Annotated in this window: 15 protein-coding genes; 9 read left to right on the forward strand and 6 right to left on the reverse strand. The window is 73.1% G+C overall.

Annotated elements, in window-relative coordinates:
• Positions 1-19: 19 nt before the first annotated feature.
• From FHU30_RS11775 to FHU30_RS11805, 7 genes are all read left to right on the forward strand, one after another.
• A complete protein-coding gene (locus FHU30_RS11775; protein WP_253874873.1) occupies positions 20-1,663 on the forward strand; it encodes an ABC-F family ATP-binding cassette domain-containing protein in 1,644 nt (547 codons plus the stop codon).
• A gap of 128 nt (positions 1,664-1,791) precedes the next feature.
• Positions 1,792-2,703, forward strand: a complete 912-nt coding sequence (locus tag FHU30_RS11780; RefSeq protein ID WP_253874874.1) for an NAD-dependent epimerase/dehydratase family protein — start codon at positions 1,792-1,794, stop codon at positions 2,701-2,703.
• The gene (locus tag FHU30_RS11785) at positions 2,700-3,995 is read left to right on the forward strand and encodes a glycosyltransferase family 4 protein (RefSeq protein ID WP_253874875.1); all 1,296 of its coding nucleotides are present in this window, start codon (positions 2,700-2,702) and stop codon (positions 3,993-3,995) included. Before FHU30_RS11780 ends, FHU30_RS11785 begins: the two co-directional genes overlap by 4 nt.
• Before the next feature lie 3 nt (positions 3,996-3,998).
• On the forward strand, positions 3,999-4,745 hold the full coding sequence (locus tag FHU30_RS11790; RefSeq protein ID WP_253874877.1) for a hypothetical protein: 747 nt from the start codon (positions 3,999-4,001) through the stop codon (positions 4,743-4,745).
• Entirely contained in the window at positions 4,742-5,200 is a 459-nt protein-coding gene (locus tag FHU30_RS11795; RefSeq protein ID WP_253874879.1) for a hypothetical protein, read from the forward strand. The genes FHU30_RS11790 and FHU30_RS11795 overlap by 4 nt, the downstream gene beginning before the upstream one ends.
• Positions 5,200-6,357: a glycosyltransferase family 4 protein gene (locus FHU30_RS11800; RefSeq protein ID WP_253874881.1), complete on the forward strand. Its 1,158-nt coding sequence runs from the start codon at positions 5,200-5,202 to the stop codon at positions 6,355-6,357. The genes FHU30_RS11795 and FHU30_RS11800 overlap by 1 nt, the downstream gene beginning before the upstream one ends.
• Before the next feature lie 16 nt (positions 6,358-6,373).
• Positions 6,374-7,162 carry a hypothetical protein gene (locus FHU30_RS11805; RefSeq protein ID WP_253874882.1) on the forward strand — a complete coding sequence of 263 codons (789 nt, stop codon included), beginning with the start codon at positions 6,374-6,376 and terminating at the stop codon, positions 7,160-7,162.
• On the opposite strand, the gene FHU30_RS11810 is transcribed toward FHU30_RS11805, so the two are convergent.
• The 5 genes from FHU30_RS11810 to FHU30_RS11830 all read right to left on the reverse strand — a co-directional run bounded on the left by FHU30_RS11810 (position 7,159) and on the right by FHU30_RS11830 (position 12,920).
• On the reverse strand, positions 7,159-8,433 hold the full coding sequence (locus tag FHU30_RS11810) for a serine hydrolase domain-containing protein (RefSeq protein ID WP_253874883.1): 1,275 nt from the start codon (positions 8,431-8,433) through the stop codon (positions 7,159-7,161). The two genes, FHU30_RS11805 and FHU30_RS11810, sit on opposite strands and share 4 nt — an antisense overlap.
• 69 nt (positions 8,434-8,502) lie before the next feature.
• The gene (locus tag FHU30_RS11815; protein WP_253874884.1) at positions 8,503-9,306 is read right to left on the reverse strand and encodes a VanW family protein; all 804 of its coding nucleotides are present in this window, start codon (positions 9,304-9,306) and stop codon (positions 8,503-8,505) included.
• A 241-nt stretch (positions 9,307-9,547) separates the two neighbouring features.
• Positions 9,548-10,753, reverse strand: a complete 1,206-nt coding sequence (locus tag FHU30_RS11820) for an amidohydrolase family protein (protein ID WP_253874885.1) — start codon at positions 10,751-10,753, stop codon at positions 9,548-9,550.
• Positions 10,750-12,069 carry an amidohydrolase family protein gene (locus FHU30_RS11825; RefSeq protein WP_253874886.1) on the reverse strand — a complete coding sequence of 440 codons (1,320 nt, stop codon included), beginning with the start codon at positions 12,067-12,069 and terminating at the stop codon, positions 10,750-10,752. The genes FHU30_RS11820 and FHU30_RS11825 overlap by 4 nt, the downstream gene beginning before the upstream one ends.
• A gap of 68 nt (positions 12,070-12,137) precedes the next feature.
• The gene (locus FHU30_RS11830; RefSeq protein WP_253874887.1) at positions 12,138-12,920 is read right to left on the reverse strand and encodes an acetoacetate decarboxylase family protein; all 783 of its coding nucleotides are present in this window, start codon (positions 12,918-12,920) and stop codon (positions 12,138-12,140) included.
• Between the two features lie 138 nt (positions 12,921-13,058).
• Here FHU30_RS11830 and FHU30_RS11835 point away from each other — a divergent pair, with 138 nt between their 5' ends.
• On the forward strand, positions 13,059-13,727 hold the full coding sequence (locus FHU30_RS11835) for a sulfotransferase family protein (RefSeq protein ID WP_253874889.1): 669 nt from the start codon (positions 13,059-13,061) through the stop codon (positions 13,725-13,727).
• 33 nt (positions 13,728-13,760) lie between these two features.
• Positions 13,761-14,423, forward strand: a complete 663-nt coding sequence (locus FHU30_RS11840) for a TetR/AcrR family transcriptional regulator (protein ID WP_253874891.1) — start codon at positions 13,761-13,763, stop codon at positions 14,421-14,423.
• 50 nt (positions 14,424-14,473) lie between these two features.
• Here the strand turns inward: FHU30_RS11840 and FHU30_RS11845 are convergent, their stop codons facing one another.
• Entirely contained in the window at positions 14,474-14,698 is a 225-nt protein-coding gene (locus FHU30_RS11845) for a DUF6158 family protein (RefSeq protein WP_253874893.1), read from the reverse strand.
• Positions 14,699-14,788: the final 90 nt, after the last annotated feature.

A 14,788-nucleotide genomic window follows, 5' to 3' on the forward strand; every position in this document is an offset into this window, starting at 1 on the left:
GGTCCAGAGACTCTGGGGCATGGGGCACGTCGAGGTGGGACATGTCAGCCATACGCTGCCGGATGGGCGCGTATTGCTGGAAGACGTGTCGTTCAGGGTCGGAGACGGCATCACGGCGGCGCTCGTCGGGCCGAACGGGGCCGGGAAGACGACGCTGCTGCGGACGATCGCCGGTGACCTGACCCCGCAGGAGGGCTCCGTCGCGCACAGCGGCGGGCTCGGCGTGATGCGGCAGTTCGTGGGGAACGTCCGGGACGGCTCGTCCGTCCAGGACCTCCTGCTCACGACCGCCCCGCAGCGCCTGCGGGACGCGGCCGGCCGGCTGGAGGCCGCCGAGCTCGCGATGATCGAGCAGGACGACGAGCCGGCCCAGATGCGGTACGCCGAGGCGCTGACCGGCTGGGGCGACGCGGGCGGCTACGAGGCCGAGGTGCTGTGGGACTCCTGCACCACCGCCGCGCTCGGCGTCCCCTTCGACCGCTGCCGGTACCGGGACGTCTCGACGCTTTCGGGCGGGGAGCAGAAGCGGCTCGTCCTGGAGGCGCTGCTGCGCGGCCCGGACGAGGTGCTCCTGCTGGACGAGCCGGACAACTACCTCGACGTTCCCGGCAAGCGGTGGCTGGAGGAGCGGCTGCGCGAGACGTCCAAGACGGTGCTGCTCGTCTCGCACGACCGCGAGCTGCTCGACCGGGCGGCCGACCGGATCGTGACCGTGGAGTCCGGGACGGTCTGGATCCACGGCGGGCGGTTCGCGACGTACGCGCAGGCGCGCCGGGACCGGATCGAGCGGCTGGAGGAGCTGCGCCGCCGCTGGGACGAGGAGCACGCCAAGCTCAAGCAGCTCGTCCTGATGCTGAAGGCCAAGGCGACGTACAACGACGGCCTCGCGTCGCGGTACCAGGCGGCGCAGACGCGGCTGCGGAAGTTCGAGGAGGCCGGGCCGCCGGAGGTGCCGCCGAAGGACCAGAGCCTGAAGATGCGGCTGCGCGGCGGACGCACCGGCAAGCGGGCCGTGATCTGCGAGGACCTGGAGCTGACCGGGCTGATGCGGCCGTTCGCGGCCGAGTTCTGGTACGGCGAGCGGATCGCGGTCCTCGGATCGAACGGATCGGGCAAGTCGCACTTCCTGCGGCTGCTCGCGCATGTCGCGGAGGTGCTGCCGCGCGGTGCGACGCCGGTCGAGCCGGTGGCGCACACGGGCGTCGCACGCCTCGGCGCGCGCGTGGTGCCGGGACTGTTCGCGCAGACGCACGCCCGTCCCGACCTGGCCAGGCGGACGCCCTGCGAGATCGTCATGACCGAGCACGCGCGGCTGCGGAACGACGCGATGAACGCGCTCGCCCGGTACGAGCTGCAGTTCTGCGCGGAGCAGCCGTTCGAGACGCTGTCGGGCGGGCAGCAGGCGCGGTTGCAGATCCTCCTGCTGGAGCTGGGCGGCGCGACGCTGCTCCTGCTGGACGAGCCGACCGACAACCTCGACCTCGCCAGCGCCGAGGCGCTGCAGGAGGGCCTGGAGTCGTACGAGGGCACGGTCGTCGCGGTGACGCACGACCGGTGGTTCGCGCGGTCCTTCGACCGGTACCTGGTGTTCCGCTCGGACGGCTCGGTGGCCGAGTCCCCGGAGCCGGTCTGGGACGAGCGCCGCGTCGTCCGCGCCCGCTGAACCCCCGTTCCGAGCCTTCCGGGCGGCCGTTCCGCGGCCTTCCGGGTACCCGTTCCGCGCGCCTTCCGGATACCCGGACGCATCGTTCGGGTACGCAGAGCACTGTCCGGTCTCTATATGGTGCTTCGGTGCGGGTTGTGGTGACAGGGGCGGCCGGGTTCATCGGGAGCCGCGTGGCGGAGGCGGCGGCGGAGGCCGGGCACGACGTGCTGGCCGTGGACGCCCCCGACCGCGCGCTCGCGCCCGGGACCGCCCGCCGCACCTGGGACGCGCTCCCCCTGGACAAGCGCGAACTCGACCTCGCGACGGCCGACCTCACCCCGCTGACCTCGGCGGACGTGGTCGTCCACCTCGCCGGACGGCCCGGGATCAGGTCGTCCTGGGGCGCCGAGGACGACATCCACCGGGACAACGTCGTCGCGACCCGGCGCGTCCTGGACGCCGCCCGGAACCGGATCGTCGTGGCGTCCAGCTCGTCGGTCTACGGCTCGGCGGGACGGGACCGCCCGACCCGCGAGGACGACCCGCTCGCGCCCGCCAGCCCGTACGCGGTGAGCAAGGCGGCGGTCGAGCGGCTGGCCCGGCGGCGGCCGGATGCGGTCATCCTCCGCTACTTCTCCGTCTACGGCCCCGGCCAGCGCCCGGACATGGCGTTCCACCGGTTCGCCGAGGCCGCGCTCGCCGGGCGTCCGCTGCCGGTGTTCGGCGACGGCCGCAAGGCCCGCTCGTTCACGCACGTGGACGACGTGGTGGCCGCGACGCTCGCCGCGATGACGGCCGAGACGCCCGCCGGAGCGGCGATCAACGTCGGGCATCCGGAGCCGGTGACCGTGCGGGCGGCGATCGCGCTGCTCGGCCGGATCCTGGACGTCCGGCCGGAGATCGAGAGCACCGCGCCGGTCGCCGGGGACGCCGACCGCACCTGGGCCGACCCGTCCCTCGCGCGCGAGCTGCTCGGCTGGACGCCCCGGATCGCCCTCGCGGACGGCCTCGCCGACCAGATCGCCTGGCACCGCGCCAACGCCCTGGCGGCCGCATGACGGACCGGCGCCCCGACACCCTCCAGCCTCCGTACGCCACCGGGCATCGGGCGGCGTACTTCGCGTTCGACCTCTTCCCGTCCACGAAGGGCGCGGCCGTCCACATCGCGCAGATGGCGGACGAGCTGTTCGCGCGCTTCGGCGGTGGCCTGCTCGGCGTGACCGGCGGCGGGCGGCTGCCGCGCCGGCAGGTCGAGGACGGCCGGGAGATCGTCCGGTTCGACGACGCCGTGCCGAACCTGCTCGGCCGCTTCGAGGCGTTCTCGTCCTGGGTGGCCGGGCACGTTGCCGAGCACGCCGGGACGCTGGAGCTGTGCCACGTCCGCGACCCGTGGGGCGCGCTGCCCGTCGTGGACGCCCCGGGCCGCCGCTACCAGGTGGTCTACGAGGTGAACGGGCTGCCGTCGATCGAGCTGCGGCACACCCGGCCGGGCCTCCCGGAGCGGACGCTCGCCAAGATCCGCGAGCTGGAGCGGCACTGCCTGCACGCCGCGGACGCGATCATCGTGCCGTCGCGGGTGAACGCCGAGGCCGTCCGCGGCTACGGCGTCCCGGACGGGAAGGTCACGGTCGTCCCGAACGGCGCGGACGTCCCCGACCCCCGTCCAAGGCCGGACGACGCGCCCGACCGGTACATCATCTACGTCGGAGCGCTCCAGCCCTGGCAGGGCCTGGACGTCCTGATGCGCGCGTTCGCACGCCTCGCCGACCTGCCGGACCTGCGGCTCGTGGTCTGCTCGTCCGTCCAGGCGCGGCGCGCGAAGCCGCTGCGGCGGCTGGCCCGGCACCTGGGCGTCGAGGACCGCGTCGAGTGGCGGTTCACCGTCCCGCACGCGCAGGTCGCGGCCTGGCTCCAGCACGCGGAGCTGTCGGTCGCGCCGCTCACCGCCTGCGCCCGGAACCTCGACCAGGGCTGCGCGCCGCTGAAGGTGCTGGAGTCGATGGCGGCCGGGACCCCGGTCGTCGCGTCCGACCTGCCGGTGGTGCGCGAGCTGATGGCCGACCGGGAGCACGGACGGCTCGTCCCGGCGGACCGTCCGGCCGAGCTGGCGCGTGCCGTCCGGGTGCTGCTGGAGTACCCCGACACCGCGCGCGACATGGGCGCGCGCGCACGAGAGCACGTCGCGAGCACGCTGACCTGGGACGCCTCGCGCGCCCGGCTGGCCGAGGTCTACCGTACGCTGGCCGCGCACCCTGCAGTTCCCACGCGCCCAATGGTCCCTACGGTTTCCGCCGGAACCGCGGATTCCGCTCGACCCACGTTGTCCGCTCGACCCGTCGATCGGTGGTGACGCATGTTCTGGCGTAAGCAGCGCCGGGCGTTCGAAAGCCTGCACCCCCTGCACCGGCAGCTCGTCGAGGAGCACAGGTTCTCGGCGACGCTGCCCGCCGCGGAGTGGTCGGCGCTGGTGGCGAGCCTCGCCTCGCACGAGGGGACGATCACCCGCCGGAGGTGGCGGCTGCCGCGGCATGCGCCGTCGGTGCTCGTGCCGATGATCCGAATCCTCCAGGAGGACATGGAGCCGGGCGGGGCGCTCGGCGTCAGCACGGACCTGCGCGGCCCGAACGTGCCGGAGAAGCGCGGGCCGTCGCGGCAGCTGAACGTCCGGTACCCGGTCCGGCGCGGGTCCGAGACGCTCAAGGTCGACCCGTGGCTGCTGCTCCGCGCCGAGCTGCGCGACGGCAGCGTGCTGGACGTCGCGGTGGTCGAGCGGGTGCGGGAGCGGCGGTTCACCAAGACCAGCCGCAGCGGCAAGACCAAGCACAAGTCGAAGACGAAGACGGTCCGGGTCGTGCAGGCCACGCGGCGGCTGCCGAAGGGCATGGCCGTCAGGCAGCCCGCGCAGCCCCCGCCGCCGTGGCTGGCCGTCCGCGTCCAGCAGAAGGAGAACGGCCGTGCGGTGCTGCGCGCGTCGGCGAAGCTGCACCCGGTCGCGGATGTCCAGACGCCCGGGCAGATCCTGACCGTTACGGGCGAGCTGTTCCGCTGGACGCCCGCCGCGTCCGCCCCGTCCGCGGCGTCCCCGAGGAGGACCCGTTGAACATGCCGCCGATGCCGCCGCAGGGCGGCCCGGTTCCCGGCCCGGTCGCCTGCTCGGTGCTGACCGGGTTCTTCGTGCTGCGCCGCTGCGACCGGTACGCGGCCGGGCCGTGCGTCCGGTGCGGCCGACCCGCCTGCGGGCACCACCTCGGCCCGGACGGCCACTGCCCCGAATGCTCGGGCTACGGGAGCCGGAACCCCTACGACCGGAGCTGGACGCACGGCTACCGCCGCAGCCACTACCACCACACCACGACCGTCTACGGGAACGATGGCTGGTACTCGTCCTTCGACCAGTACGACCGCGACTCGTTCGAGTCGAGCGGTTCGGGCGGCGACGGCGGCGCGGGCGAGTGGGCGGCGGCGTCCGGCGACTTCGGCGGGGACGACTGGGACGGCTCGGACAGCGGCTCGGACGACTGGGACTCCGGCGGCGACGGGCTCGTGGACAGCTGATGCCCCAGCCGCCGATCTCCCAGCCGCCGACAGCTCAGCCGCCGCCAGTTCAGCCGCCGGGGCACCGGGTGCTGTGGCTCACCGAGCACTACCCGCCGAGCAAGGGCGGGATGTCGGAGTCGTGCGACCGGATCGTGCGCGGCCTCCGGGCCGCCGGGGCGGAGATCGACCTCGTCCACCTCAGCCGCCGCGACCTGCCGTGGGACCTGCGGCGCGAGGTCGGCGGGCGGCGGGTCACCGCGCCGCTCGGCGCCGACCCCGAGCACGCGCTGCGCCGCCTCTGGACGCAGCTGACCGCCGCGCGCATGACGGACTACACGCACGTCGCCGCGTTCGGCGGGGTGTTCGCGACGCTCGCCGCACCCGTCCTGTCCGCGCTGCTGGACGCCCCGCTGATCACGCTGCTGCGGGGCAACGACATCGACGTGGGCGTGTTCTCGATGCGGCGGCGCGGGACGCTGACCGATGCGCTGCGCGCGTCCGCCCGCGTCTGCGTCGTCGCGCGGTCGCACATCCCGCTCGTCCATGCCCTCGCGCCCGGCGCGGACGTGGCGTTCGTGGCGAACAGCGTGGACACCTCGTCCTGGGAGCTGCTGCCGTCCGAGCGGCGCCGCGCGGACCAGTGGCGGGCCGCGAACGTCGCGGACGGCCTCCGCACGCTCGGCGTGGTCGGGCAGCTCAAGGCCAAGAAAGGCGTGGACTTCCTTCTCGACGCGCTCCCGCCGGACGCCTTCCACCTCGTCCTCGCCGGTGAGGTGGACGAGGCCGTGACCGCGCGGCTCGGCCGGTTCGCGCACTCGGTGCTGCCGTTCCAGGAGCGCTACGACCTGCCGTCGGTCTACGCCGCGTGCGATCTGGTGGCGCTGCCGTCCTTCTACGACGGGATGCCGAACGTGGCGCTGGAGGCCGCCGCGCTGGGCGTCCCGCTGCTGTGCTCGGACGCGGGCGGCCTCGCCGACGTCGCGGACGACGCGATCGGCTTCACCTTCGCGGCGGGCGACGCCGGCGGCTGCCGCGACGCGGTCCGGCGGGCGGTCGCCGCCTCGGGCGCCGAGCTGGCCAAGCTCGGCGCGGCCGGGGCCGAGCGCATCCGCCGCGACTTCACCCCGGCCGCCGAGACCGCGGGCTACCTCCGCGTCCTGGACGGGACGGGATGAGCGGGGCCGGAGAACGGTGATCGCCTGCTACGCGCACGGCGCGGGGCTCGGGCATCTCACCCGGGTCCGCGCGGCGCTGCGCGCGCTCGGCCGCGAGGACGAGCCGGTCACGATCGTCTCCGACTCGCCGTTCATGCAGCGCGTCCTGCCCGGCTGGGACGTCGCGGCGTCGCTGGCCGACGTGCGCGCGGACGAGGTGTGGGTCGACGCCTTCCCCGCCGGGATCGACGGCGAGCTGGAGATCCCGAGCGGGCAGCATGTCGTCCACCTCGCGAGGCTTCTGCGCTGGCCCGTCTACGAAGCGCTGCTGCCGGCCAAGCGCCCCAGATTCGACATCACCTACATATGCGAGCCCCTCGCGCCCGCGCACGAGGCGTTCCTACGCGAGGTGTCGGACGAGGTGAAACCGCTCGAACTGGTAGACCCGCCCGCGGCTCCGCACGACATCGAGATCGACGGGTGGCTGATCGTCCACTCGGGCCCGGACGACGAGATCCGCGAGCTGGTCGCCTACGCCACCGACATCGCGGCGGCCGAGGGCCTGAGCCCCGATTTCACGCTCGTCGCGCCAAGACTCCCGGACGGCCTGCCCGTCGAGGTCGTCCACCACGACGTGTACCCGGCGTGGCCGCTCGGCGCGCAGGCCGAGCGGATCGTCACGGCGGGCGGGTTCAACGCCGTGCGGCAGTTCGCGCCGTGGCGGGAACGGCACCGGATCATGCCGTTCCCGCGCCGCCTGGACGACCAGTTCGCGCGCGCCGCCCGCGTCCGGAACGAGACCCGGATCAGAAGTACGCGCGCTTAGAAGTACTTCGGGTACAGGTCGCCGGTAGGCCACCTGGTGACGGCGTTGGCGGCCTTGTGCAGCGCGCCGTCGATGTCGCCGTAGGACGGCTGGTTGCCCTCCTGCCGCTGGTCGAACAGCACCGCCCAGGTCAGCCCGTCGAAGCGGCGGACGAGCAGCGTGCTCGTCCCGGCGAGGCTGCCGTCGTGCCAGGTGTTGCGGCCGCCGGTCACGGGACGGACCATCCAGCCGGTGCCGTAGTACCAGCCGTTGGAGTTGACCCCGGTCTCGGGCTTGGCGAACGCGCGCGCGATCGACGCCGAGTTCAGCACGGACGTGCCGCCGTCGTAGATCTGCGCGAACCGGGTCAGGTCGACGGCGGTCGAGAGCCAGCCGCCGTGCGCGTCCATGTTCTCGATGTTGAACCCGCCGTACGGGAACGGGACCTGCTTGCCCGTGTTGTCGTAGACGGTCGTCCCCTTGTACGAGGAGTAGTAGGGGACCTCGCCGGTGGCCTTGGACAGGCCGTGCGCGAGCTTCATCCGCTTGATGCCGCGCGGTCCGAGCACCTTCTGCTGGACGTAAGTGGAGTAGCTCTGCCCGGAGACCTTCTCGATGATGCGGCCGAGCAGCATGAAGCCGTAGTTGCTGTAGGCGTAGGTCGAGCCGGGCTTGTGGTCGAGCTTGCGGCCCGACTCCCACTTCATGATGTCGGCGCGGCTGACGGGGAGCCTCTTGTGCAGCGCGCGGGCGATGTTCGCGTCCTGGAACATCGGGTCGGGCGAGATGTCGCGGTCCCAGCCGCCGAGGTGCTGGAGCAGCCGCAGGACGGTCACGTCCTTGAGCCGCGGGTCGGCGGTGGTCGGGAGCCTGAGCAGCGTCGCGACCTTGTCGGTCGGCTTGAGCCTGCCCTCCTGGATGAGCCGGAGGACGGCGGTCGCGGTGATCGGCTTGGACACGCTGGCGATCCGGAACAGCGAGGTCGGCTGCGTCTTGAGCGCCGCGTCCGAGCTCCACGTGTAGCCGCGCGCGAGCAGCAGCTTGCCCTTGCGGACGACGGCGAGCTGCCCGCAGGGGATGTTCCGCGCCTGCATGAAGCTCTTGACCGTGGAGTCGAAGCCGCCGAGGCCGGTCAGCGCCGACCCGGTCACCTTCCAGGTGCGGGTCGCAGCCACGGAGGACGCGTCGTGGGAGTCACCGCCCTCGCCGCACGCGGCCAGCAAGGCGGGGCCGCCCACACCGAGCGCCGCCAGCCTGCCGAAGTCCCTTCGCCTGAACGCCGGAGTTTCCATGCTTCGCGACCGTAGCGCACGTTGATCGCTTATGTCGGGTCGAATGGAGATCATCCGGCCGGGTTACGGTCAGCGCCCTGTGCAGGTGACTTTGGGTTCCGGCTGGTAGACGGTGTGGAATCGGTCCCGCCGGATCATCCGGCCCTGGTGCGAGAGCGTCCGGTACACGTCGATCTGGAAGCCGGGCCCGCCGGGCATCGGGACGCAGCGGCGGCTCGCGTCGACGAACGTCCCGGCGCGGGTGTAGCCGTACCGCTTGGACGTGACGGTCTTCACCTGGTACTTCGGCGTGCCCCACAGCGAGACGGTCAGCGTGTCGGCGGTGACCTCGGTGCGGAGCCTGATCGGGCCGGCCGAGTCGTTGCGCCACACGAAGTCGAGCGACGGCCAGGCGACGGCCGCCTCGCGGCCCTGCGGGTACTCGGGCATCCACAGGGTGTGCGGGTGCGACTCGGTGATCTTGAGTCCGGCCTGGAACACCGCGTTCCACAGCGTCGCCGAGACCTGGCAGATGCCGCCGCCCAGATCGTCCACGAGGCGGGAGCCGACGATCGTCGGCGCGGACACGTAGCCGCGCGAGGCGCTCCGTGGGCCGACGACCTTGTTGAACGAGAACGCGCGGCCCGGCTTGACGACGTACCCGTCGATGGCCTTCGCGCCGATCCGGATGTTCTGGACGCGCGCCTCACCCGGCTTGAACCTGGTGGTGTACCCGGCGAGCTTCTGCGAGCCGTCCTGCGGCCCGGCGATCATGGGACGCGCCCGGGGAGAGTCGGCGGGACGGCGCTGGTCGGAGCCGGAGCCGGAGCCGAGGCCCGAGCCGAGCGCCTGGGTGCCTCCGTTGGTGGCGATGTACCCCGCGCCGAGCGCCACCGCGGCGACCGGAACGCAGGCCGTGACGGGCCACCACCGGCGCAGGCGCGCCCTCCTTTTCGGACGCCTCCTCCGATGCCGAACCATGGCCGGGCCCCACCCCCAAAAGCGGACAACCCGGCCAACGTTACGCACAGGCGGCGGCGAGATGCCCACTTTCGGACGTCCCGAATGACATAGATCACCCGAGGTAAACCGGACGGCGGTCTCGGCCGTCGTCGGTACGTCTCAGCAGGTCAGATCACCAGGCCCGGACGATGGTGCGGGGATTGAAGACGGGACTGGTCGCGTCCGCCGGAAGGACCTCCAGGGGCCGCGCGATCTCCTTTTCGGTCAGGCCCACACGGTCGGCTACCGGGCGTAGGGCGTCCAGGTCGAAGCCGTAGACGCGGGCCGCGTTCGCGGCGACGATCCGGTGCAGCTCGTCCGCCGGGACGTCGTGGAAGGACCGCCGCAGAGCCTCCCGGCTGTAGGGGAACGTGCCCTCGTCGTGCGGGAAGTCGCTCCCCCACATCAGCCGGTCCACGCCGATCGCGTGCCGCAGCGGCGTCTCGGACGGCTTCATGAACGTCGCGCCGACCATGCAGTTGCGCGCGAAGTACTCGCTCGGACGCAGCGACAGCCCTGCCACGGCAGGTCCGCCGAACTTCGCCTCGGCCGTCGCGTCCCCTGAGCGGAACCGGTCGAAGTAGTAGTCCAGGGTGTCCAGCACGCCCGGGATCCAGTCCGAGCCCTGCTCGGTCAGGACGAGCCGCAGGTCCGGATGGCGCTCGAAGACGCCGCCGAGGATCAGGTGCCAGAGCGCCCGGTGCGCGTACCAGCTGACCTCCACGATGAAGATCGCGAGCGCGACGTGGTTCGGCTCCAGACCCGGCGCGCCGGTGCCGCCGTGATGGTTCACCGGCATCCCCAGCTCGGCGCACGTCCGCCAGATCGGCTCGTAGACCGGGTCGTGCAGCGGCGGGACGGGCGCTCCTGGCGCGACTCCGGGCAGCAGCACGCCACCGCGCAGTCCCGCGCCGTGCGCCCAGCGGATCTCCGCTACGGCGTCGTCCACGTCGTTCAGCAGGATCTCGGCGACACCTGCGCGGCGTCCGGGCGCCTCGGCGCAGAAGTCGGCAAGCCAGCGGTTGTGCGCGCGGCATCCGGCCCAGCGCAGCTCGTACTCGGCGGCGGTCGGATGCGGCGCGGTCAGGTTCGCGGACGGGAAGAACGGCGGGATCGTGTTCGGGAACAGCACCTCGGCGACGATCCCGTCCTGCTCCAGCTCGCGCAGGCGGCGGCCGGAGTTCCAGTTCCGCTCGGCCTCCGGCGCCTGGAGGTCGGCGAACGGGTTCACGTACGCCTTCGCCCAGGCGTCGAACTCCTCGCGGTACCGGGCCTCCAGGTACGGCCGGTAGTCGAGCAGGTCGGCGCCCGCGTGCCCGTCGGCGGAGATGACGATCAAGGGTTCCCTCCCCTGCGGGCCGCGCCCACGACGGCCGGAACGTCCGGTCCGGACAGCCAGTGCCGTCCGGCCTCGCGCGCCTGGTCCCAGATGGACGTGTCGGCCTTGTCCTGGCCCAGGTCGGACGGTCTCGGGCCGATGCGATCGGCGAGCGGACGGAGTCTCGCCACGTCGAAGGCGTAGTTCTCGGCGGCCGAAAGCCCGAGCATCGCGCGCGTCTCGTCCACCGGGACGTCCGAGAACGCGTGCACGAGCCACTCGCGGGTGTGCGGCCAGGTGCCCTCGGGGTGCGGGAAGTCGTTCCCCCACAGCAGGTTCCGGACGCCCACCTCATACCTTTGGGACAGCTCCCGGCGCTTCGGCGTGGACATCCCGAGGAAGCAGTTCCGGTCGAAGTACTCCGACGGGCGCATCGTCATGTGCTCGCCGAACGAGGCCAGCTTGCGGGTGCCGTGCTCGCGGTCGAACGCGACGTCCATCTGCCAGAGCAGGTTCCCGGCCCACCACACGCCCGCCTCGGTGACGCCGAACCGCAGGTCCGGATGGCGCTCGAAGACGCCCGTCCAGATCAGGAACCACAGCGGACGCGCCGACCACCAGCCCACCTCGGTGATGTAAAGCCCCAGGTAGGCGCCCAGCTCGTCGCGCGGCGCCGCGCCCACATGGGTGTGGACGGGCAGGCCGAGTTCGGTGCACACCGCCCACAGCGGGTCGTAGCGGCGGTCGTGGTACGGCGGCTGGCCGTGCCCCCACACGGACGGGATCATGACGCCGCCGCGCAGGCCGTCCGCGTGCGCGCGGCGGATCTCGGCGACCGCGCCCGCGACGTCCCCGACGACCGGCGCGACGATCACGCCCCGGCGTCGGTCCGGCGACTCCTGGCAGAGCCCGGCGAGCCAGCGGTTGTGCGCGCGGGCCCCGGCGAGCGCGAGTTCCGGGTCGTCACCGGGCCCGGCCATGCCGAGGCCCGCGCCGAAGGGCGCCTGCGTCCCGGCGGCGACGGCGTCCGCGTCGGGGAAGATCACCTCGCCGGCCACGCCGTCCGCGTCCAGCTCCCGGTCGCGGCGGCCGGCGTCCCAGCCGGCGCGCAGCTCCTCCTCGTGCTCGCCGAACCACTCCTCGGCGAACTCCTCGTTCTGGAGGCCGAACTCGCGGCGCGCCTCGGCCATCGCGTCCTGCTTGGCGAGGAACCCGTCGAACGCCTCGCGGTACGCCGGATCGAGGTAGGGGCGGTACTCGGCGGTCGGCAGGCCCGCGTGGGTGTCCGCCGAGATGATCAGGTACGGCTCGTCCGGATTCCTCGTGCTGTCGGTCATGGCACTTCCCGTCGAGTGCGGTCGGGCTCAGGCGTCTGCGGTCGGGCTCAGGCTTCTGCGGTCGCGGCTCAGGCGTCGAGGACCTGCATCGGGTCGTCGTAGCGCTGGTGGACGAAGGGCAGGACGGCCTCTGCGGGCACCCGCTCGGCGATGCGGCCCTGCTGGGAGGACGTCCGCTCCCCCAAGGTGATCTCGACCAGGCGGCGGACGGGCAGGTCGGCGACCGGGTCGTACGGCGACTCGGCCAGCGTGACCGTGCCGTCCACCCGGCGGAGGCGGCGCGTCCGCCCGCGCCGCGTGCAGTGGACGAGCGCGGCGTCGGAGTCGAGGCCGTCCCCGTCCGGCGCGGGCAGGAACTTGAGGTAGAAGTCGAGGTCCTCGTGCGGCGGCGGGATCTCCAGATCCTCGCCGATCACCCCGCTGACCTGCACGAACGCGATGCCGTGCCGGACGAGGGAGGCGTCCAGCCGCCCGCCCGCCACGGTGACGCGCACGTCGCCGAGCTTCTTCGGCTCGCCGAACACCTCGCGTCCGCCGGTCAGCGCGCGCTCGGTCGTCATCGGCATGACCAGCGGGTAGTCGCCCTCGCGCCCGTCGTGGACGGCCCGGACCGCCACCGACCCCGCGCCGAGCGCGTGCCCGCCGGGCAGGTCAACCCGGCTGAGCGTGGCCCGGACGAGCGGGCGCGCGGCCGGTTTGAGCGGCGGCGGGAGCACCTGCGCGGCGGCGTCCGGATCGGTCTCCCAGACGGCCGTGACCCCGGTCGACCAGACGTCCGGGATCCGGGCCGCCGCCTCGCGCGCGGCTCGCAGTTCCTCGGCGGATCGTGGACCGTAGCGGATGCGGCGCATCGCCCCTCCTCGGTGCCGGGCCCCCTGCGATCGGGCTCCTGTAACACCGTTACAGGGACCGGCAGGGCCGTCGAGACCACCGCGCGGACAGGTCTTTGTCACCTTGCTGGACGCGTCGCGGGGTGGTTCCGTCACTCTGTGGATGTCATCGGCGCCGGGTACGGACGCACCGGCACGCTGTCGTTGAAGACCGCCCTGGAGCAGCTCGGCTTCGGGCCCTGCCACCACATGCTGGAGATGCAGCGGCCCGGCCAGTTGGAGGCGTGGCTGGCCAAGACGCGCGGCGAGCCCGTCCCCTGGGAGACCCTCTTCAAGGGCTACCGCTCCTGCGTGGACTGGCCGTCCGCCGCCTACTGGCGCGAGACCACCGAGCACTACGAGGACGCGAAGGTCGTGCTCAGCGTCCGGGACCCGCGCCGCTGGGTCGCCAGCATGCGCAAGACGATCCTCGGCGAGCGGGCCAAGCAGAACCGGCCCGACCGAAAGGCGCTGGTGATGCTGTCCTCGGCGCTCGGCACCCAGCTCGCGTCCTTCGTCCGGATGACCTCGGCCATGCCCGGCACGCAGGGGCTCGACCGGCTCACCGACGAGGGCCTGGTCGCCGAGTTCGAGCGGCACACGGCCGAGGTGGTCGAGGCCGTCCCGGCCGAGCGGCTGCTGGTCTACGAGGTGGAGCAGGGCTGGGAGCCGCTGTGCAAGTTCCTTGAGGTGCCGGTGCCCGACACGCCGTTCCCGCAGGTCAACGACACGGCCGAGTTCGCCGCCCGCGCGCAGCGCATGGTCCTGCGGATGGCGGTGACCCGGTAGCGCGGGGTGGAGGGCAGGCGCGACACTCACGAGGTGCGACACGAGCGCGGAGCGCAGGGTGGGCGCGGGGTGGAGGCGGCGGGGCTGAGCCGGGAGGCGGTGCTCGACACGGCGCTGCGGATCGTGGAGGCGCGCGGCCTCGCGGCGCTGACCATGCGCGGCCTGGCCGCCGAGCTGGGCGTGGCCGCCACCGCGATCTACTGGCACGTCGGCAACCGGGACGCCCTGATCGCCGCGCTCACCGACCGCATCCTCGGCGACTTCGGCGACCTCGCCCCGCCCTCGCCGGACGCGCGGGAAGAGCCCGCGGAACGGATCGTGGGGATCGGACGGGCCCTGCGGCAGCGGATCGCCGCGCGGCCGCACGCCATCGCGCTGCTGCACGAGCAGGGCCGGACGGCGGTGATGATGCGTCCCGCGCAGCGCGCGCTCGCGGCCGAGGTCGCGGCGGCCGGGCTGGATGGTGAGCGTGCGGCGACGGTCGTCCGGGCCGTCCTGCACCACGTGGTCGGGTTCGTCCTGCTGGAGCGGGCGGTCGAGCGCGGGCCGGAGCCGCGTCCCGGGCCGGACGAGGTCTGGCGCGACCCGGACGGCGTCGACCCGGCGCTCGCGCGCGAGCTGGGCCGCCCGCACGACCCGGACGCCTTGTTCGAGGTCTCCCTGTCCGCCCTGGTCAGGGGGCTTCTGGCGAGCTGATCAGCGGGCGCCGGCCCGCAGTTGATCAGCGCGCGGGGGCGCGCAGTTGATCAGCGGGCGCGGGCGCCGGCGCGCAGGCGCTCCGGGTCGATCTCGCGGGCGGGTTTGCGGCGCAGGTACTCCGCCTCGTACTGGTTCATCCGCCGGGTGTGCTCGCTGAACGCGTTGTCGGAGCCGTGCCGCAGCGTCTCCATCCGGGTCGCGTAGAGGTGTCCGAGCTCCCGCAGGAGGTCGTCCTCGCCGAGATCGCCCGGGTTCACTCCGCCCGCCATCATGATTCTCCCTCCGCGCGGGTTTCGGACAGCACCGTTTGCTCCTTTACCCGTCCGCGCCAGGACGAACCGGACGGACCCTTGCGCCCGGCG

The sequence above is a fragment of the Actinomadura rupiterrae genome (assembly GCF_024172125.1).
GTDB lineage: Bacteria > Actinomycetota > Actinomycetes > Streptosporangiales > Streptosporangiaceae > Spirillospora > Spirillospora rupiterrae.